The following is an 18,118-nucleotide window of genomic DNA, read 5'->3' on the forward strand; positions in this document are numbered from 1 at the left end:
TGTAGAACCCAGCCCACGCGGCGAGTGAAGAGCCCGCGGTCCACACCCGGACGTTCCAGATTCTCTGGGATGCCCACAAGTCGGTCGGGTGAGGGTATGGTGGTTGCCGGACCCCGTTCACACCCGCCGGCCCTCCGCATGTACCTGCGCAGCCTCACGCTCCAGAACCTCAAGCTCCTGAGGGATGTCGCCATCTCCTTCACCCGCGCGGATGGGGAGATCCGGCCATGGACCGTCTTCGTCGGGGAGAACGGGCTGGGAAAGACAGCCATCCTCCAGGCCATCGCGCTCGCCGCGAGCGGCTCCTCACTGGGCAGCGAGCTCGCGGACGTCACCGCCCTGCCGGACCGGCGCCAGCCCTCCACCGAGCTGATGCTGATCGGCGCCGAGTTCACCTTCGGACAGGAAGGCCACAGGGCCCGGAGCTACCCGGGCCTGGAGCACAAGCACTCGCTCCCGCCCTACGTGCGCAGCTCGATCGCGGCCAAGAACACCTGGCGCGAGCTCGTCGGCAGCTCCCGCTACGTGGGCGTCGAGCACACGCAGGTCTTCGACCCCATCCGTGAGGCGCGCCGGACGCAGCTGCCGGGGTGGTTCGTCGCGGGCTACGGCACGGCGAGGGCCCTGCCCCGCCCCAATGCCATCCAGGGCGAGGGCCTCACGGATCCCATCAAGCAGCGCCTGGTGAACCTCTTCGATCAGGGCCGTCCGGTCGCCACGGGTTTCGCCGACTTCTTCGAGCCGGCCCAGGCGAAGGCCTACACCCGGGTGCTCAAGCAGGTGCTCCTGCAGGGCAACCTCCTGCCGGGCGTCGTGGACCTGGAGCTCCAGAGCCATGGCGTCGTGCGGACCCGGCAGGATCTGCTGGAAGCCCACCGCTTCGAGCTCGATCAGGGCGGCAAGCGCATCCAGATTCCGGCCACGTGGCTGTCCCACGGGTACCAGGGAGCGATCGCCTGGCTCGCGGACCTCATCGGCCACATCCTGCTTGAGGCGGGCAAGCCGGTGCCACCCGAGAAGATGGAGGGGCTCGTGCTCGTGGACGAGCTCGACCTGCACCTGCACCCGCGTTGGCAGGCCGCGCTCGTGCCCGCGCTGAAGGCGGTCTTCCCCCGGCTCCAGTTCGTCGCCACGACCCACTCCGCGATGCTGTTGCCGGGGCTGGAGCAGGACGAGGTGCTCGTGCTCCGTCTGGACGAGGAGGGCAACGTCTACGTCGCCCAGGCACCCGCCTCCCCCTCCTGGCTGACGGGCAGTGAGATCTTCGACGCGTTCTTCGACAGGAAGGGCAAGCCCACCAGGGGCCCCGCGCCGCGCCAGAAGCCGCCCGCGCCGGAGAAGAAGCAGCGCGCCACCAAGGCCGCGAGCCGCACGAAGCGCAAGTGAGGGCTGTCCGCGGGTGCCCTCCCTCGCCCTCCGGGAGAGGGTCGGGGTGAGGGTACCCCGCGCCCCGGGTTCAATCCGCCTGCGAGAAGTAACGATGGATCTCCTCCTCGTCGGTCGTCACCAGGCGCTTGATGCCATCGTGCCGGGCGTAGCGCTGGATCTGCATCATTCCGACCGTCGTCTGGACGAGCACGCCCACTTTTCGAAAGCCTCCGAGCCAGCGCGGGCGCATGCGAAGGATGCCGGCTTCGAACTCGGGATCGTTCCGGCCCGGAGCGGCCCGCATATCGGCGATGATCACATACCGGGCCCGGTCCAGACGATCCAGGGCCTCGCCGAGCTCCATGAAGACGCGATCGAACTCCGACATCGAGGCGAACGGCTTGTCGCTGCGAACGGTGCGGACGAGGCGCATCCGCTCATCGACATAGACGGTGAAATGCTCGTTCCGGAAGACCTGATTCGGAACGGCGGGAATCTCTCCGGTCGAACCTGGGCGACGCCACGAAGAAGACTGGGTCATTGATGAAGGGGCTCTCGCTGTTCCGTTGGAGGAACGCTTGCACGGAGAGGGGGACGGAGGGAAGTCCCGGTTTCAAGTCCGTGGCCCCCCCAACATCACGGCCCCGAGCATCACCAGCCCGGCGCCGACGAGCTGCCGCCGTCCCATCCGCTCTCCCTGGAGCGCACCGAGCCCCAGCGCGAACGCGATGGACGTATTGCGCAGGGTGAGCACGGCCCCTGTCCCACTGCTCACGAGTGCGATGAGCAGCAACGAGAAGGACAGCGTGCACAGGACGCCGGCGGTGACGAGCAGCAGGGGCCGGGTCATCACCTTGCGGGCCAGCGCGCCCCAACCCGCCTCTTCCCGGCGGCGCATGAGGACGAGCAGGGGAAGGGCCACGCCGAGCGACAGGGTGAAGAGGGCCGGAGGCTGCGCGCCCGCGCCGAGGGCCCGCTTGTAGCTGAGGTTGAACCCGGCGATGCACGCGGCACACACGATGGCCCAGAGCACGCCCTCGCCCACCGCGCCCCGCGGCAGCACGAGGTTCATCCCCGCCATGCCCAGGGCCACGGTGGCCGCGCCAGCCACGGACCAGGGCGTGAGCTGCTCGCCCAACCACAGCACGGACACGGGCCACACGAGCAGCAGCGCCCCACCGCGAGACACCGTGTACGCGAGCCCCAGCGGAGCCCGGCGCAGCGCCCGCGTGAGCGTGACCAGGTACCCGCTCTCCAGCACGCCGGCCACGAGCGACCAGAGCAGGGCCCCGGACGTGGGGAACGCCGCGCCCTGAAGGCCGAGCGCCCACAGCCCTCCGCACACCACGGTGACGGCGATGACGCCCACCACGGCGGACTCGGGGTCCTCGTGACGCTTGAGGAGCGCGTTCCACAGCGCATGGAAGAACGCGGACGACAGCACCAACACCAGCGCGACAGGGCTCAACGCTTCTCCAGGGAATGAGCGCGGAGCGGGCGCCCACCCCACGCACCCTACCTCCCCGACGCCTGCTCGCCCGCCCTCCTTCAACCATGCATGCCAGATGCATGGTTTGCGGGGCTTCAACCCCGCGAACGCACCGCTTGCGCGCACGGAGCGTGAGGGCTCGGGGGAAGGGGCCTGGAACGGGGCTTGCTCTGGGAGGCCCCAACCCACTGACACCCTCCTTTGAGGAGCCCCCGGTCATGCAACACCGCAAGCTCTGGCTCGGCCTAGGCCTCGTCGTCCTCCTTTCCTTCCTGGTGCTGGGAGGCCAGGGAGTCCGCATCTCGCGCACGCTGCCACCCATCCCCGAGAAGGTGATGACGACGGAGGGCACGGTGCTGCTCACGGGCGAGTCCATCATGCGTGGGCAGAACGTGTGGCAGTCCATTGGAGGCCAGCAGGTGGGCTCGGTGTGGGGCCACGGCGCGTACGTGGCGCCGGACTGGAGCGCGGACTGGCTGCACCGCGAGGCCACCTTCGTGCTGGACACCTGGGCGCGAGCCGAGGGCAGCACCGCCTATGCCCAGGCCCCGGCCGAGAAGCAGGCGGCCCTGCGCGAGCGGCTCACCGCGCTGATGCGCACCAACACGTATGACGCGAGCACGGGCACGGTGACGCTGGCCCCCGAGCGCGCCGAGGCGATGCGGGACAACGCCGCGCACTACGCGGACGTCTTCGCGAAGGGCCGCTCGGCCTACGCCATCCCCGAGGGCGCCCTCACGAATCCCGAGAAGCTGAAGGACCTGGCGGCCTTCTTCTGGTGGACGAGCTGGGTGGCCTCGACGACGCGGCCCGGAGACACCGTCAGCTATACGCAGAACTGGCCGCACGAGCCGCTCGTGGGCAACCAGCCCACGGCCGGCATGACGCTGTGGAGCATGGCGTCGGTGGTGCTGCTGCTCGCCGGAGTGGGCGGGCTCGTCTGGTACCTGAGCGGCAAGAAGGAGGACGAGGAGCAGCCGCTGCCCGAGAAGGATCCGTTCTCCGGCCTCCAGCTCACCCCGAGCCAGAAGGCCACGGGCAAGTACTTCCTGGTGGTGGTGGCGCTCTTCCTGGCGCAGGTGGGTTTGGGCGGAGTGACGGCGCACTTCGGCGTGGAGGGGGCGGGCTTCTACGGCGTGCCACTGGCGAAGTACCTGCCCTACGCGGTGACGCGCAGCTGGCACACGCAGCTGGGCATCTTCTGGATTGCCACGGCGTGGCTGGCCACGGGCCTCTTCGTGGGCCCGGCGGTGAGCGGAGTGGAGCCGAAGTATCAGCGGCTCGGGGTCAACTTCCTCTTCGTGTGCCTGCTCATCATCGTGGTCGGGGCGCTCTTCGGGCAGTGGGCCTCGGTGCAGCAGCGCATGGGCAACGGGGATTATTGGTACTGGTTCGGCCACCAGGGCTGGGAGTACGTGGACCTGGGCCGCTTCTGGCAGATCTTCCTCTTCGTGGGCCTGTTCGTGTGGCTGTTCCTCACGGCGCGGGCGGTGTGGCCGGCGCTGAGGAAGCCGTCGGAGGGCCGGCCGCTGCTGGTGCTCTTCGTCATCTCCTCGATGGCCATCGCGTCCTTCTATGGAGCGGGCCTGATGTACGGGCAGCGCAGCCACATGGGCATGGTGGAGTACTGGCGCTGGTGGGTGGTGCACCTGTGGGTGGAGGGCTTCTTCGAGGTGTTCGCCACGGTGGTGATGGCGTTCCTCTTCACGCGGATGGGGGTGCTGTCGACGCGCACGGCGGTGCCCGCGGTGCTCTCCTCGACGATTCTCTTCCTGAGCAGCGGCATCATCGGCACGTTCCACCACCTGTACTTCTCGGGGACGCCGTCGGCGGCGATGGCGCTGGGCGCGACGTTCAGCGCGCTGGAGGTGGTGCCGCTGGTGCTGGTGGGCCGCGAGGTGTGGAGCCACATCCGTCTGTCGCGGCTGCGGGGGTGGATGGCGCAGTACCGCTGGCCCATCCTGTTCTTCATCGGGGTGGCGTTCTGGAACCTGGTGGGCGCGGGGCTGTTCGGCTTCCTCATCAACCCGCCGATCGCGCTCTACTACATGCAGGGCCTCAACCTGACGCCGCTGCACGGCCACACGGCGCTCTTCGGGGTGTACGGCATGCTGGGCATCGCGCTGATGCTCTTCTCGTTCCGGATGATGCAGCCGGAGGCGAGGTGGAAGACGAAGCCGCTGGCGTGGGCCTTCTGGAGCATCAACGCGGGCCTGGTGTTGATGGTGGTGCTGTCGCTGCTGCCCATCGGGGTGCTGCAGACGAAGGCGGCCATCGAGCAGGGGACGTGGTGGGCGCGCAGCGCGGAGTTCCTGCAGACGCCGCTGATGGACACGCTGAGGTGGCTGCGGGTGCCCGGGGACGTGCTCTTCGCGGTGGGGGCGCTGCTGCTCGCGTGGTTCGTGGTGGGGCTGAAGACGGGCTGGTCGCTCGAGCGGGCGGAGGAGCCCGGAAAGCAGCCCGCGCCCGAGCGACTGGGAGCCGCGGCCCCGGCCCACGCCGTGCTGCGCAAGTAACTCCCTCTCCCGCTGGGAGAGGGTCGGGGTGAGGGTCTACCGGCCAGCTCGGAAATCCCGAGCACCCCCCTCGCCTCCCCAGCGTACGAGAGAAACGGGAGCGATTTGCCACACGAGGTCATCGCCCCCAGCGTGTGCCGGGTCGAAGCGGCGGACACCTACCCACGGAGACGGCACATGCGAATCCTGGTGATTGGCGCGACGGGGACCATCGGGCAGGCCATCGTGCAGGCGCTCGAGGGACGGCACGAAGTGCTGAAGGCGGCACGCAGCCATGGCACCCATCCCGTGGACATCACCTCGAAGGACTCACTGCTGAAGCTCTTCCGGTCCGTCGGTCCCGTGGATGTGATCATCTCGGCGACGGGCTCCGCGGCCTTCAAGCCACTCACGCAGCTGGGAGACGAGGACTTCCAGTTCAGCCTGGGCAACAAGCTGATGGGCCAGGTGAATGTCGCGCGGCTCGGGCTCGAGCACGTGCGAGACGGGGGCTCCATCACCCTCACCAGCGGAGTGCTCGCGCAGGAGCCGATGCCGGGCACCTCCGCCATCGCGCTCGTCAACGCGGCGCTCGAGGGCTTCACGCGCGCGGCGGCGCTGGAGATGCCACGAGGGGTACGCATCAACGTCGTCAGCCCGCCCTGGGTGAACGAGACGCTGAATGCGCTCGGGATGAAGGACGTGCCGGGGATGCCCGCGGCCCAGGTGGCGCGTGCCTACGTGGAGAGCGTGGAGGGCAAGGGCAACGGGCAGGTGCTCGACGCACGCAAGTTCGCCTGAGGGCCGGCCGGCTCGTGAGCGCGGATGAGGCCAGGTCGCGCCAGCTACGGGCCGAGGCGCCTGCGCAACGTGTGAAGGGCCCACGCGCTGAAGAGGATGCCGAGAGCACCCAGCCCCAGGAGCACGAGGGTCCGCCGAGCGAGGAGACTGGAGCCGAGATAGATCGTGCCCACGGCGTACGGCAGCTCCGCGAGGGCCAGGATGGCGAGGTACCTGCGGAGCCCATAGCGAGCCAGTCCGAGCACGTAGCCAGGAAGCTCGGAGGGCACCGCCAGCTGGAAGAGGAGCACCAGACCCCAGGTGCTATGCCGGGAGATGCGCTCCTCGTAGCGGGCGAGCAGGTCACTGGACACGAGCCGGCGGACGACCGGACGGCCCCAGAACCGGGCGAGGCCATAAGCGCAGGCGCCGCCCAGGATCCACCCGAGCCATAGCAGGAGCACGCAAACAAGCTCGCCCCAGGTGTGGATGGCCACGGGCACGAGCACCGCGCTGGAGAAGAAGGCCAGCATGGCCGAGAGCGCGGACAAGAGGACGAAGAGCACCGCGCCCCAGAAGGGATGCTCCGCGACGAGGGGCCCGGTCGCCGAGAGGAACCGCGACAGGAGGGCCTGGAACGCGCTGGAGGAGGCGAGCAGGACCAGGGCCCCGAGGAGGAGCAGGAGGAGGAGCACTCGCCTCCACCCCACGGGCAGCGGCCCTGACTGGTGGTTCGACGTCACTGACGTAAGGGTTCGCCCTTCCGTACCGGGCGTCAATACCTGTGAGGGCATGGGGACATGTCCCTCGGGTAGTCCTGCTCACGCTGTCGGCAGGCAGGGTCGAGAACCCCCTCCAGACCCTCACCCCGACCCTCTCCCAGAGGGAGAGGGAGGGAGGAACGGCTCAGCCACCTCGGGGCGTGCCGCAGTCGGAGCAGAACCGGGCGTTGGGCTTCAACTCCGTGCCGCACTGCGTGCAGTGCACCTTCGCCGCCGCCAGTGGCTTGCCGCACTCGGAACAGAACTTCCCGCCCTCGATACGGGCGTTGCAGTGGGGGCAGGACGAGGCCGCCACCGAGCGATGGGCCTTCATGTCCAGCGACTCCACCTGGTCCACCTTGCGCGCCTTGTCCCAGGCCTGCTCCACCGACACCTTCGCCTGGATGTGCGCGGCCTCCTCGTTCAGGTTCGGGGCGCACTCCTCGCACAGGCCACGCGCCTCGTTCCAGCACGCCTCCGGGCACACCCACTGGCCACAGCGGGTGCAGTGCTTGAAGTGCTTCTTTCCCTCCCCCACCGCCTCGGCGTAGGCGTCGTCCCAGGCACTCCCGCGCAGCGCGTCCTTCAGGTGATCGCCCGCGTAGGCCGCTCGCGACAGCGAGCCCCCGAAGAAGGAGCCCGCCGCGCGTAGGATGCCCGTCGCCATTCCTACCTTGTTGGCGATGAAGGGCGACATGTGCCCGTTGCGGCACTTGTCGCAATGGAACTCGAACTGAAAGCCGTAGTTGTTGGAGCGGTCGGTGTAGTTGCGGGTGAACTGGATCATCGCACCCGCGACCCTACCACGACCCCCCTCGGGCCTACTTCTTCCAGACGGCCCAGTTGGTGCCGGAGTTGACCAGGGTCCAGCCGGTGCCCGGGGACCACGAGCCGTAGCCGATCTTTATCGCCAGGCTGCCGCTGTTGCCCGTGATGATGGCGGCGTACTTGCTCGTGTCCGCGGCCTGGATGCTCACCGCCGACGTGGAGGTGACTCCCTTCTCCTTGCGCGCCGCGATGAGGCTCTTGATGGCGGCCGCGTGGCCCCAATCATAGAAGTGCACCCAGTAGACGCAGGGGATGCCCGGGTGCGTCAGGATGTAGGCGTAGCCCTGCATCACCTTGTCGCTCGGGAAGGCCCAGTGGTTCTGGCCGCCACTCGGGGAGCTCGGGCCCGTGTCGTGGTTGTCGATGAAGGTCACCGACTTCGCTGGCCACCAGCCGATGGCGCCCGAGGGCTTGCCCGCGCTGTCCTTCAGCCGCCAGAACTCGTTGTACTGCACGGCCTGCTGGAGGATCCCCTTGGTGGTGAAGTCGAACGCCGTCGACTTGCCGCCCGTGGCGTCGATCCAGTTCATGAGCTGCTGCCGGTGGGCGTCGGGGTTGCCCAGGTTCAGGTCCGTCCACAGCTCGCCCACGGAGAAGTAGGGCACCGTGCCGGTGTTGTAGTTGCCCACGTACGAGCCGTTGAAGCCCTTCACGTAGTCGTAGCGCCAGCCGTCGTAGCCAATGCTGGACTTGAGCCAGTTCATCCAGCTCTTGAGGTCCGTCTGGACGGTGGCGTTGGTGTGGTCCAGGTCACGCGCGGCGCTGTAGCCATCACCGGTGTCGTAGTTGCCGGTGGCACCGGTCCACTCATCGCCCCGCGTCACGGCCCACGAGCCCCAGGTGGGGTTGGAGAAGTCCGCCCAGTTGGTGGTGCCCACGCGGTGATTGACGACGATGTCCGCGATGGCCTTCACACCGTAGGTGTGCAGCGCGCCGATGGCCGACTTGAGTTGCGCCTCGGTGCCGTACTTGCTGCTCTGCACGTAGAGCTGCCGCGGCAGGTAGCCCTCGTTGGAGGCCGCGTCGCTCGAGGGCGGGAACCACACCATCGTGAAGCCGCTGTTCTTGATGTCCGCGGCCTTGCCCTGGATGACGCCCCACCATGGGGACGTCTCGGTGGACCGCCAGTGGAAGCCCTGCAGCATCACGTCGCTGCTGTTGCCATCCATCGGGCCCGCGTACGCGGCCGACGACGCCGCCAGGCCCAGGGCCCACGACAACGACACAACCGCGCCCAACACCTTCTTCTTGAACATTGGGAGTTTCTCCGGGGGTAAGAAGATGAAGCGGACAGGCGCTTTACCGTTTCCGTGCTTGTCAGGCGAGCGGACGATCTCCTCGAACCCGTGACGTGGCGCATCATGTCGGATGCCCAACTACTCCACCCTGGGCGCATCAGGGGCGCGGGGAGGGATTGAGGTAAGACAGCGCGACTCGGGGGGGTTAGGATGAAAGCAATGGCCGAACAGTCCCCCCCCTATTGGGTCCTCATCTCGGTCCTGTTCAGCTCGCAGCCGCTGTCGCCCACGCTCGCCATGACGCTGCACCAGGCGGCGTTCGACCTCTACCGGCGCGGCGAGTCGGTGCAGCCGGTGGCGGGAGATCTGCTCACCGGCAAGGTGCACAACCTGCGCAAGGACGTGCAGATGGGGAGCATCTCGGGTCCCGCCTTCGAGGCGGAGATCGAAACGGAGCGCGGCTCCGGCATCGTGCGCTTCCTGCTCACCCGCCAGGGGCTGGAGATGATGCAGGCCCAGCCGCCCGAGCCGCCCCCGCCGCCCCGCCCGAAGTACCTCAACTGAGCGGCGCGGCGAGCCTCAGTGCAGCCGCGCCTTCTCCACGCCCGCCTTGCGCTGGGGCTTGGGCTTCGAGGGACGGGGCCGCTTGTGCGTCACCATGCGGGCGATGCCGTAGTAGAGCTGATCCTCGGTGTACACCTTGCGCACCCGGGGCGTGCCGGGGACGTAGGCGGGCCCGGGCCGCTCCAGCCACTGCAGCACCTTCAGCTCCCCCGAGTACGCGAAGGGCTCGAGCACTTCCTTCGGGCACTGCTTGAGGTAGCGGCGCACCAGCGGGCGCAGGCGGCGGGTGAAGTCCTTGCCCAGCACCGAGTGCCTCCGCCCCGCGTGCAGCGTGCCGTCGAAGCGCCGCGACATGTGGAAGAGCTCGTGCATCACCGTCTCGACGCGGCCCTTGGGCGTGGAGGAGCGGAAGAAGAGTGGGCGCAGGGTGATGCAGTAGAGCATCCGCCGGCCCTTGATGCGGATGATGGGCTTGCGGCGTCCGGTGCGGTCCGTGCTGCGCCCGCCCCGGAAGCACAGCGGCTTCACCGTGCCGCGCGAGGCCCGCCTCGCCTCGCCAGCGATGACCAGGATGCGGCTGGCCCTCACGTGGGAGAACTCGGGCATCTTCGCGGCGATATCGCGAATGAGCGCGCGGACGGCCTTGTTGAAGTTCGGGCGGCGTGTGGCCACGGTGTAGTCAACAGTGTACAGCAAAACCCCTTGAGGCCAGCCGGAACCCGCCACACCTTCGCGCCATGCGTTCCGCCCCGCGTGCCATCGTCCACCTCCTGACGCTCGCCGCATGGGTCGCCGGGTGTGCCTCCACGCCGTCCGCGGCCCCCATGGCTCCCGTCTCGCTCGGCGCCGAGGAGACCCGCGTCACCACGCAGGGCCTCACCGAGATGGGACTGAGCTACTCCGGCCAGCTCACCAGCCCCGGACCCGCAGTGCTGGAGAAGGCCGACTACGAGCTCGTCTCCGATGGGCAGGTGGTGGAGACGGGCACGGCGCCGTTGGGCGTCACCCTCACCCCGGGTGCGCCCACGCCCTTCTCCTTCCAGGCGGATGCCGCCTACGTGCGCACCCCGGAGGACCTGCGGGCGCTGAGCGAGCGGGGGGGCACCCTGCTCGTGGCGCTGCGTGGCACGCTGACGGTGCGCTCGGGTGACGCCGTCCAGACGCTCCCCTTCGCCGCCTCCCGGCAGGTGCGCGTGCCCCGGCTGCCCGTGGTGAAGCTGGAGGGCCTGGATGGAGCGCGCTACTCGGAGGAGAAGGTGGACCTCATGGTGCGCCTGGCGGTGGAGAACCCCAACCCCTTCCCCCTGCGGCTGGAGGGGCTCAGCTGGGCCCTCACCGTGGGGGGCCGGAAGTTGAGCCAAGGCACGCAGGGCAGGTACGACACCGTGGACGCGGCGGCCACCGGGGTGTATCCCCTGGAGGTGGCGGTGACGAAGGAGACGTGGGGGCAGGACGTGAGGGCGCTCATCGCCAAGGGGACACTGCCGTATGAGATCGCGGGCGAGCTCACCGGCCCGCTGGTGCGTGTCTCCTACTCGCTGTCCGGAGACGTGAAGCTCAACGTGTCGCGGTAGTGCCCATCTATCTGCTCGGAGAAGACCCGGAGCTCTTCCCTCCTCCGGAGAGGGCGGACCGCAGCGGACTGCTGGCGGTGGGGGGAGACTTGAGCCCCGAGCGCCTGCTCGCCGCCTACTCAAGGGGCATCTTCCCCTGGTACAGCCCGGGCCAGCCCATCCTCTGGCACTCGCCGGAGCCGCGCTTCGTGCTGACGCCGGACAAGCTCCACGTGGGCCGCTCGCTGCGCAAGACGCTCAAGGCCGGCCTCTACGACATCCGCTGGGACACCGCCTTCGAGGACGTCATCACCGCGTGCGCCAGCATGCCGCGCCCCGGACAGGACGGCACCTGGATTACCGACGAGATGCTCGAGGCCTATGTCACCCTGCACGAGCTGGGCTTCGCGCACTCGGTGGAGGCGTGGGCGGAGGGCGAGCTCAAGGGCGGCTTCTACGGCGTGTCGCTGGGGGCGGCCTTCTTCGGCGAGAGCATGTTCGCCCGCGCGCCGGATGCCTCGAAGGTGGCCTTCGTCACGGCGGTGGAGCGCTTCCGCGAGTGGGGCTTCCACTTCATCGACTGCCAGGTGGAGACGGAGCACCTGGCGCGCTTCGGCGCGGAGCACTGGCCGAGGAAGCGCTTCCTCCAGGCGCTCGGCAGGGCCCTGGAGGAGCCCACCCGCCGCGGCAGGTGGACGAACCCCTGAGCCTCACGTCAGGGGCAGTTCGAGCGTGAAGGTGGCACCCTGGCCGGGGCCTCCGCTCTCGCACATGAGGGCCCCGCCCATCTCCTCGGCCGCCAGCGCGCTGATGTGCAGCCCGAAGCCGTGGCCCTCCTTCTTCGTCGTGAAGCCCTGTGTGAAGAGCCTCGACACGTTCTCCGGGGCGATCCCCACCCCATTGTCCGCCACGGAGATGCGCAGCTTCTCCCCCACCCGCTCCACGCTCAGGGTGAGCTGCTTGTCCTGTCTCCCGCTCTCCAGCAGCGCATGCCGCGCGTTGCTCACCAGGTTCACAAGGATCTGCAGCAGCTTGTGCCGGTCCACCAGCACCGGAGGAATCTGGGCGCCGTACTCGCGCCGCAGCTGGATGCCCAGACGCTCGATGGCCACGGCGTGCAGGCGCAACGCATCGTCGATGAGCCCGGGCACCTCCACCCGCTCCAGGATGCCGGAGAAGCGCGCGTGCTTCTGCTGCATGCTCACCACGGACTTGATGTGGTCCACGCTCTCGCCCAACCGCCGCATCTCCTCCAGCACGCCCTCCCGCTCCTGTTTGAGCTGGGCCGAGAGCGCCTCGAGGTAGGCCGGGAGCTGCCGGCCCCGGGGGTCCTCCGTGAGGAAGGCCGCGAGCTTCGGGCCGTTCTCGCGCAGCAGCTCCACGGCCCGCTCCAGGCCCGCGACGCGCGAGCCGCGCACCCGCTCGCTCACGAGGTTGGCCGACACGTTCACGCTGTTGAGCGTGTTCCCCACGTTGTGCAGCACACCCGTGGCGATCTCCGCCATGCCCGCGTGGCGCGACACGTCCAGCAGGCTTCGGTGCATCTCCTCCAGCCGCGCCTCGGCCTCCTTGCGCTCGGAGATGTCCCGGCTGAAGACGGTCATCCCCACCACCCGCTCCCCTTCCCGCACCGGGTTGAAGGTGATCTCCAACGTCCGGAGCCGATCCGCCAGGGGAAGAGCCGCCTCGAACTTCAGACGCTGGCCCTCCAGGGCCCGCGCCATGTGCTCCTGGAACATCGTCCGCAGAGCTGGAGGCGCCAGCTCGAAGAAGGACACGCCCGGCTGGAACTCCTGGCCGGTGATCGCGTGGAACAGCCCCTTGGCCACGTGGTTGGTCGCCACCACGCGCCCCTCCAGGTCGAGCGCCAGCACCACGTCATCCGTGCTGTCGATGAGACTGAGCAGCTTGCCCTCGCTCTCGCGCAACGTCCTCAGCGCCCGCTCCAGCGCCGCGTGGGACTCCTCGCGCGTGGTGCTGTGCAACCAGTTCAGCAACCACCCGCCCAGCAGGGAGACGCCCGCCAGGAGGTGGTCCACCTCGAACCACTCGCTGGCGAGAGCGGGGAGCGGCCGGCCGAGAATCCAGTGGCCGAGCTCATGGAAGAGCGCGGCGTTGAGGACGAAGAGCGTGGTGAAGACGAGCCCCGGGACGGGCCCCAGCAGATACACGGTCAGGGCTGGGATCAACATGGTCGCCGCGTGCACGGCCGTGCCGGGCTCGCCCATGACGAGCGTGGTCAGGATGAACACCGTGGAAAGGGACGCGCACAGCAGGAAGGCCGGAAGCGTGGGTGAGCGCAACCGGCGCACCAGCCACAACACGCCCCCGGAGCAGAGCCCGTTCACCAGCACCGACAGCCCCACGGGCAGGCGCTCCGCGGGAGGATACGAGGCGAGTGCGGGCAGGAGGAGGAGGTTGAGCACCAGCAGCAGGCCCGTGGCCCCCACCACCACCCGGAACCGGCCGAGCTCGGCTGGAGGCAACTGGCGTTGCTCGTCCGTCAGCCATGCATCCAGCAATCCCAGCACCCGGTCACGCGGGGACCCGCGCCCGTGCATCCACCGCTCCTGACTCACGCGCCCCTCGCTCACGCCGAACGCGTCCGCTCCAGGGGGGCCGGTTCCACCTCCGCCGACTCCGGAGCGGCGGGCAGCACCACCCGGAAGGTGGTGCCCTTGCCCGGAGCGCTGTGCACGGTGATGTCGCCGCCGAGCCGCGTCACGATGCCATGGCAGATGGACAGGCCGAGCCCCGTGCCCGTGCCCACAGGCTTCGTCGTGAAGAAGGGCTCGAAGAGGCGCCCCAGGTTCTCCGCCGGAATGCCGCAGCCGTTGTCCTGCACCTCCACCGCGACCCGGCCATCCCCCCCACGCATCACGCCGAGCCGGATGAACGGATCCTCCCGGCCCCTCAGCGCATGGGCGGCGTTGACGATCAGGTTGAGGAACACCTGCCCCAGGCCGTGCTCGCTGCCCAGCACGCGCGGCACCTCCTGGAAGTCCCGGACGAGCCGGACGCCCGAGCGCAGGGCCTCCGACGCCATGGAGATGGAGAGCTCCGCCACCGCGCGCACGTCCACCGGATCCCTCGGCGGCTCGTCCACCCGGGCGAAGACGCGCACGTCCTGGACGATGCGCTCGATGCGCTCGGCGCCGAGGATGGCGTCGCGGCAGGCCTCCCGCAGATCGTCCCGCGCCGCCATCGACTCGGGCGGGCACGGCAGCTTCTCGAGCCCCCGCACCGCGTGGCGCAGGTTGGACAGGATGAAGCTCAGCGGGTTGTTGACCTCGTGGGCCAGGCCCGCCGACATGCGCCCCAGCGCCTCCAGCTTCTGCGCATGCATGAGCCGGGCATTGGCCTCCGCCAGCGCCCGCGTCCGCTCCTGCACGATGCGCTCCAGGTCCTCCATGCGCTGGTGGCTCGCACGCAGCAGCTCCCACTTCTCGCAGAGCGCGTGCGCCATCTGCCGCACCTCGATGTTGTCGAAGGGCTTGCGCAGGATGAGCAGCCGCTCGCTCTGGCCCAGCTTCCGCGACAGCTCGTCCCACGAATAGTCGGAGTGCGCCGAGCAGAGCACCACCTGGAGATCCGCCTCCTCGCGCCACATGTGCAGCGTCGTCTCCACGCCGTCCATGCCCGGAGGCATGCGGATGTCCACGAAGGCCATCGCATAGGGACGCCCCTCGCGCACCGCGTCCTTCACGCGCCGCACGCCCTCCTCCCCGCCCAACGCGAAGTCCAGCTCGAAGCGGCTGGTGCCACTCCGGGGCGGTGCCTCGCCGAAGAGCATGGACTCCATCGCGTCCAGCTCCTCGACGTCGTCATCGGGCCTGGCGAGGATCTTCCGGAAGTCCTGGTGGATGGATGGGTTGTCGTCGACCACCAGAATCCGGCGGCGCTCCCCCGCGGGAGGACTCATGAAAGGGCCTCCTGCCCACACATGGGCAGCTCGATGATTCGTGGTGAAACCGTGGGCGAACAGCCGCGACGGGTACTCCGCGGTGCGCGGAGGAAGGAGCAATTCATGGAATGGGCGTCGGTCCGCGGGTTCAGCAAGATCCTCAACAGTTTATGCCGGTCCGGCAAAACCAGGGGAACCTGCTGAAAGTCCGAGGCGAGAAGACGCGGGAAGCGGGCGCACCCAGGGGCCGTCCGCCAGGATGCTCCCCGGGCTCGACGTGAAAAGCCACGGACCCTGGGTGGCCCGTGGCTTCTCCCTGGCTGCTCTCCCCCTTCTGGTATGGCAACAGCGCCTGCACGCCTACATCAAGGCGGGAGGAGGAGGGGATTCCTGGTGCTCGGCCATGCGCAGCAGCTCGCTGTTGCGCCAGTTGTCGATGGCCTGCAGCATGCCATCGCGCATGGAGACGAGGTCCTCGCGATTGGCGAGGGACTCCACCTTGGGCATCAGCGTGCGCTCCTCGTGGCTGACGTGCTCGGTCACCATCCGTTCCAGGCGGCCACACAGCTCGTTCAACCGGGGATCCGTCTGCTTGACCTGGAGGATCTCCGAGATGAGGTGCTTCACCTCGGCGTGGTCCTTGAACGACTCGTCGATGATGCCGTCCACGCCCTGCTCGCGGGCGAAGGGATAGAAGAACTGCTCCTCCAGCGCCGCGTGGATGGTGAGGGCCTCGGCCACCTTGCCGAGCAGGGAGATGCGCTCGTCCCCCTCGCTGGACTTGATGCGCAGGAACAGGTCATCGACTTCCCGGTGCTGTTGCTTGAGTAGATCGATCGCGCTCACGGTATCGGCTCCTTGCTGTCCCCCCCCCTCGGGGTGCTGTCGTCTCAGCGACACACACTCCGCATGAAGGGGACGGGAGACAAGCGCGGAGCCGGCGCCGTGACGCTATTCCCCAGGGGCGGGTGGGTGCCCGCCCGCTGGAGCACCGGGCCTCACTCGGGTGACACCTGACGGAAGACGGCGAGCGAGCGGCCTGTGAGCTCGAAGCGGCCCTCGGGCACCGGCGCGTCGGGGCCCAGCGTGTCATCCGCGGTGTAGAACTCGATGACCCAGCGCGAGCCCTCGGCTGGAGGAGGCACGGTGAACTGGACGGGCTCATGGTGGGCGTTGAGCAGAACCAGCAGCGCGTCGCCGATGACGCGCTGGCCGCGCTCGTCGGGCGTGGGGATGGCGTCCCCTCCGAGCAGGAACGCCAGGGAGCGGACGAAGGGCCTGGTCCAGTCTTCCTGGCTCATCTCCGTGCCATCCGGGCGGAACCACGTCAGGTCCTTGTGCTCCGAGTCCCAGATGTGTTTGCCCTGGAAGAAGCGGCGGCGCTGCAGCACCGGCTGGCGGTGACGGAACTGGATGAGGCGCGAGGTGAACTCGAGCAGGGCCTCGCGGCGCTCGTCGAGGTTCCAGTCCACCCAGGACAGCTCGTTGTCCTGGCAGTAGGCGTTGTTGTTGCCGCGCTGGGTGCGCCCCATCTCGTCGCCGGCGACGATCATCGGCACGCCCTGTGACAGGAAGAGCGAGGCCAGCAGGTTGCGCTTCTGGCGCTCGCGCAGGGAGATGATGCCGGGGTCGTCCGTCTCGCCCTCCACGCCGCAGTTCCACGCCTGGTTGTCGTCGGCGCCGTCGCGGTTGTGCTCGCCGTTGGCCTCGTTGTGCTTGTGGCTGTAGGTGACGAGGTCGTGCAGGGTGAAGCCGTCGTGGGCGGTGACGAAGTTGATGCTGGCCTGGGGCCGGCGCCGCGCCTCCTGGTAGAGGTCCGCGGAGCCCGCGAGCCGGTAGCCCACCTCGCCCGCGAGGTTCTCGTCGCCCTTCCAGTAGCGGCGCAGGGCGTCGCGGTACTTGCCGTTCCACTCGCGCCAGGGCGCGGGGAAGCCGCCCACCTGGTAGCCGCCGAGCCCCACGTCCCACGGCTCGGCGATGAGCTTCACCCGGCCGAGCACGGGATCCTGGTTGATGATCTGGAAGAAGGCGGAGTTGGGGGAGAACTCCCCCTTGCCCACGCGGCCGAGCACGGTGGCCAGGTCGAAGCGGAACCCGTCCACGTGCATCTCCTCCACCCAGTAGCGCAGGCTGTCCACGACGAGCCGCGCCGTCTGCGGATTGGAGACGTTGAGGCTGTTGCCGCAGCCGGTGAAGTCCAGGTAGTAGCGCGCATCCGGCATCAGCCAGTAGTAGGTGGCGTTGTCGATGCCCTTGAGCGACAGCGTGGGCCCCAGGTGGTTGCCCTCGCACGAGTGGTTGTAGACGACGTCGAGGATGACCTCGATGCCCGCCGCGTGCAGGGCCCTCACCATGCCCTTGAACTCGTTGACGGCGGCACCCGGAGTGGGGCGGCTGGCGTACTGCTGCTCGGGGGCGAAGTAGCAGAGGGTGTTGTAGCCCCAGTAGTTGGAGAGGCCCTTCTCCCCCAGGAAGGAGTCATCGGCGAACTCGTGCACCGGCAGCAACTCCACCGCGGTGACGCCCAGCTTGAGCAGGTGCTCGATGACGGCCGGGTGGGCGAGCCCCGCGTAGGTGCCGCGCTGGTGCTCGGGCACCTTCGGGTGACGCATGGTGAGGCCCTTCACGTGGGCCTCGTAGATGACCGTCTTGCGCCAGGGCACGTCCGGGCGGCGCTCGTTGCCCCAGTCGAAGTAGTCGCTCACCACCACGCACCTGGGCATGCCCGCGGCGCTGTCGCGCTCGTCGCGCATGAGGTCCTGCTTCTCGTGCCCGAGCGTGTAGCCGAAGACGGGCTGGGCCCAGTCCACCTTCCCGTGGAGCGCCTTGGCATAGGGGTCCACCAGCAGCTTGTACGGATTGCAGCGGTTGCCCTTCTGCGGCTCGTAGGGGCCGTGGACACGCAGGCCGTAGAGCGTGCCCGGCTCCAGCCCCGGCACGTAGCCGTGCCACGTGCAGTCCGTCACCGCGGGCAACTCGAAGCGGTCCACTTCCCTGGAGGGGTCCTGAGGATCGAAGAGGCACACCTCGACGCGGGTGGCGGCCTGCGAGAAGACCGCGAAGTTCACTCCCGTGCCGTCGAACGTCGCGCCCCGTGGGTACGGCTTTCCCGGCCATACTTCTCTGGTCATACGCGTC

The 18,118-nt window shown here is 68.8% G+C and carries 16 protein-coding genes; 6 read left to right on the forward strand and 10 right to left on the reverse strand.

What is annotated here, in order from left to right:
• Window positions 1–96: 96 nt before the first annotated feature.
• Complete coding sequence (locus tag JQX13_RS02615; protein ID WP_203407505.1) at window positions 97–1,386, forward strand: AAA family ATPase; 1,290 nt, start codon at window positions 97–99, stop codon at window positions 1,384–1,386.
• 70 nt (window positions 1,387–1,456) lie between these two features.
• Here JQX13_RS02615 and JQX13_RS02620 read toward each other — a convergent pair whose 3' ends face one another.
• Both JQX13_RS02620 and JQX13_RS02625 read right to left on the reverse strand, forming a co-directional pair.
• Window positions 1,457–1,801 carry a hypothetical protein gene (locus tag JQX13_RS02620; protein ID WP_239014496.1) on the reverse strand — a complete coding sequence of 115 codons (345 nt, stop codon included), beginning with the start codon at window positions 1,799–1,801 and terminating at the stop codon, window positions 1,457–1,459.
• Between the two features lie 180 nt (window positions 1,802–1,981).
• Window positions 1,982–2,836, reverse strand: a complete 855-nt coding sequence (locus JQX13_RS02625; RefSeq protein WP_239014497.1) for a DMT family transporter — start codon at window positions 2,834–2,836, stop codon at window positions 1,982–1,984.
• Between the two features lie 239 nt (window positions 2,837–3,075).
• Between JQX13_RS02625 and JQX13_RS02630 the strand changes: the two genes are divergently transcribed.
• Both JQX13_RS02630 and JQX13_RS02635 read left to right on the forward strand, forming a co-directional pair.
• Window positions 3,076–5,373 (forward strand): nitric-oxide reductase large subunit, encoded by a 2,298-nt coding sequence (locus JQX13_RS02630; protein ID WP_203407506.1) that lies wholly within the window; start codon window positions 3,076–3,078, stop codon window positions 5,371–5,373.
• A 177-nt stretch (window positions 5,374–5,550) separates the two neighbouring features.
• Window positions 5,551–6,153, forward strand: coding sequence for a short chain dehydrogenase (locus tag JQX13_RS02635; RefSeq protein ID WP_203407507.1), 603 nt, complete (start codon window positions 5,551–5,553; stop codon window positions 6,151–6,153).
• Between the two features lie 44 nt (window positions 6,154–6,197).
• On the opposite strand, the gene JQX13_RS02640 is transcribed toward JQX13_RS02635, so the two are convergent.
• From JQX13_RS02640 to JQX13_RS02650, 3 genes are all read right to left on the reverse strand, one after another.
• Complete coding sequence (locus tag JQX13_RS02640) at window positions 6,198–6,827, reverse strand: TVP38/TMEM64 family protein (RefSeq protein WP_239014498.1); 630 nt, start codon at window positions 6,825–6,827, stop codon at window positions 6,198–6,200.
• A 211-nt stretch (window positions 6,828–7,038) separates the two neighbouring features.
• Complete coding sequence (locus JQX13_RS02645) at window positions 7,039–7,680, reverse strand: zinc ribbon domain-containing protein (RefSeq protein ID WP_203407509.1); 642 nt, start codon at window positions 7,678–7,680, stop codon at window positions 7,039–7,041.
• 34 nt (window positions 7,681–7,714) lie between these two features.
• Window positions 7,715–8,977 (reverse strand): glucan 1,4-alpha-maltotetraohydrolase domain-containing protein, encoded by a 1,263-nt coding sequence (locus tag JQX13_RS02650; protein WP_203407510.1) that lies wholly within the window; start codon window positions 8,975–8,977, stop codon window positions 7,715–7,717.
• Between the two features lie 201 nt (window positions 8,978–9,178).
• On the opposite strand from JQX13_RS02650, the gene JQX13_RS02655 reads away from it, so the two are divergent.
• Window positions 9,179–9,523: a hypothetical protein gene (locus tag JQX13_RS02655; protein WP_203407511.1), complete on the forward strand. Its 345-nt coding sequence runs from the start codon at window positions 9,179–9,181 to the stop codon at window positions 9,521–9,523.
• A gap of 15 nt (window positions 9,524–9,538) precedes the next feature.
• Here the strand turns inward: JQX13_RS02655 and JQX13_RS02660 are convergent, their stop codons facing one another.
• Window positions 9,539–10,195, reverse strand: a complete 657-nt coding sequence (locus JQX13_RS02660) for a hypothetical protein (protein WP_203407512.1) — start codon at window positions 10,193–10,195, stop codon at window positions 9,539–9,541.
• Between the two features lie 65 nt (window positions 10,196–10,260).
• Here JQX13_RS02660 and JQX13_RS02665 point away from each other — a divergent pair, with 65 nt between their 5' ends.
• Both JQX13_RS02665 and aat read left to right on the forward strand, forming a co-directional pair.
• Complete coding sequence (locus tag JQX13_RS02665; protein ID WP_203407513.1) at window positions 10,261–11,097, forward strand: LEA type 2 family protein; 837 nt, start codon at window positions 10,261–10,263, stop codon at window positions 11,095–11,097.
• Window positions 11,097–11,783, forward strand: coding sequence for a leucyl/phenylalanyl-tRNA--protein transferase (gene aat / locus JQX13_RS02670; RefSeq protein WP_203407514.1), 687 nt, complete (start codon window positions 11,097–11,099; stop codon window positions 11,781–11,783). The genes JQX13_RS02665 and aat overlap by 1 nt, the downstream gene beginning before the upstream one ends.
• 3 nt (window positions 11,784–11,786) lie before the next feature.
• Here aat and JQX13_RS02675 read toward each other — a convergent pair whose 3' ends face one another.
• The 4 genes from JQX13_RS02675 to glgX form a co-directional block, all read right to left on the reverse strand.
• Window positions 11,787–13,637, reverse strand: coding sequence for a two-component system sensor histidine kinase NtrB (locus tag JQX13_RS02675; protein WP_203407515.1), 1,851 nt, complete (start codon window positions 13,635–13,637; stop codon window positions 11,787–11,789).
• 29 nt (window positions 13,638–13,666) lie between these two features.
• Window positions 13,667–14,998 (reverse strand): sensor histidine kinase, encoded by a 1,332-nt coding sequence (locus JQX13_RS02680; protein WP_203407516.1) that lies wholly within the window; start codon window positions 14,996–14,998, stop codon window positions 13,667–13,669.
• 342 nt (window positions 14,999–15,340) lie between these two features.
• Window positions 15,341–15,826 carry a hemerythrin domain-containing protein gene (locus tag JQX13_RS02685; protein WP_203407517.1) on the reverse strand — a complete coding sequence of 162 codons (486 nt, stop codon included), beginning with the start codon at window positions 15,824–15,826 and terminating at the stop codon, window positions 15,341–15,343.
• 152 nt (window positions 15,827–15,978) lie between these two features.
• Window positions 15,979–18,111, reverse strand: a complete 2,133-nt coding sequence (glgX, locus tag JQX13_RS02690) for a glycogen debranching protein GlgX (protein WP_203407518.1) — start codon at window positions 18,109–18,111, stop codon at window positions 15,979–15,981.
• Window positions 18,112–18,118 lie beyond the last annotated feature (7 nt).

Source organism: Archangium violaceum, assembly GCF_016859125.1.
GTDB lineage: Bacteria > Myxococcota > Myxococcia > Myxococcales > Myxococcaceae > Archangium > Archangium violaceum_A.

Excerpts from the sequence above, each read along its gene's own strand:
- JQX13_RS02615 (WP_203407505.1), top strand. The coding sequence starts at position 97 with ATGGTGGTTGCCGGACCCCGTTCACACCCGCCGGCCCTCCGCATGTAC.
- JQX13_RS02620 (WP_239014496.1), bottom strand. The coding sequence starts at position 1,801 with ATGCGCCTCGTCCGCACCGTTCGCAGCGACAAGCCGTTCGCCTCGATG.
- JQX13_RS02630 (WP_203407506.1), top strand. The coding sequence starts at position 3,076 with ATGCAACACCGCAAGCTCTGGCTCGGCCTAGGCCTCGTCGTCCTCCTT.
- JQX13_RS02635 (WP_203407507.1), top strand. The coding sequence starts at position 5,551 with ATGCGAATCCTGGTGATTGGCGCGACGGGGACCATCGGGCAGGCCATC.
- JQX13_RS02645 (WP_203407509.1), bottom strand. The coding sequence starts at position 7,680 with ATGATCCAGTTCACCCGCAACTACACCGACCGCTCCAACAACTACGGC.
- JQX13_RS02650 (WP_203407510.1), bottom strand. The coding sequence starts at position 8,977 with ATGTTCAAGAAGAAGGTGTTGGGCGCGGTTGTGTCGTTGTCGTGGGCC.
- JQX13_RS02655 (WP_203407511.1), top strand. The coding sequence starts at position 9,179 with ATGGCCGAACAGTCCCCCCCCTATTGGGTCCTCATCTCGGTCCTGTTC.
- JQX13_RS02665 (WP_203407513.1), top strand. The coding sequence starts at position 10,261 with ATGCGTTCCGCCCCGCGTGCCATCGTCCACCTCCTGACGCTCGCCGCA.
- JQX13_RS02675 (WP_203407515.1), bottom strand. The coding sequence starts at position 13,637 with ATGCACGGGCGCGGGTCCCCGCGTGACCGGGTGCTGGGATTGCTGGAT.
- JQX13_RS02680 (WP_203407516.1), bottom strand. The coding sequence starts at position 14,998 with ATGAGTCCTCCCGCGGGGGAGCGCCGCCGGATTCTGGTGGTCGACGAC.
- glgX (WP_203407518.1), bottom strand. The coding sequence starts at position 18,111 with ATGACCAGAGAAGTATGGCCGGGAAAGCCGTACCCACGGGGCGCGACG.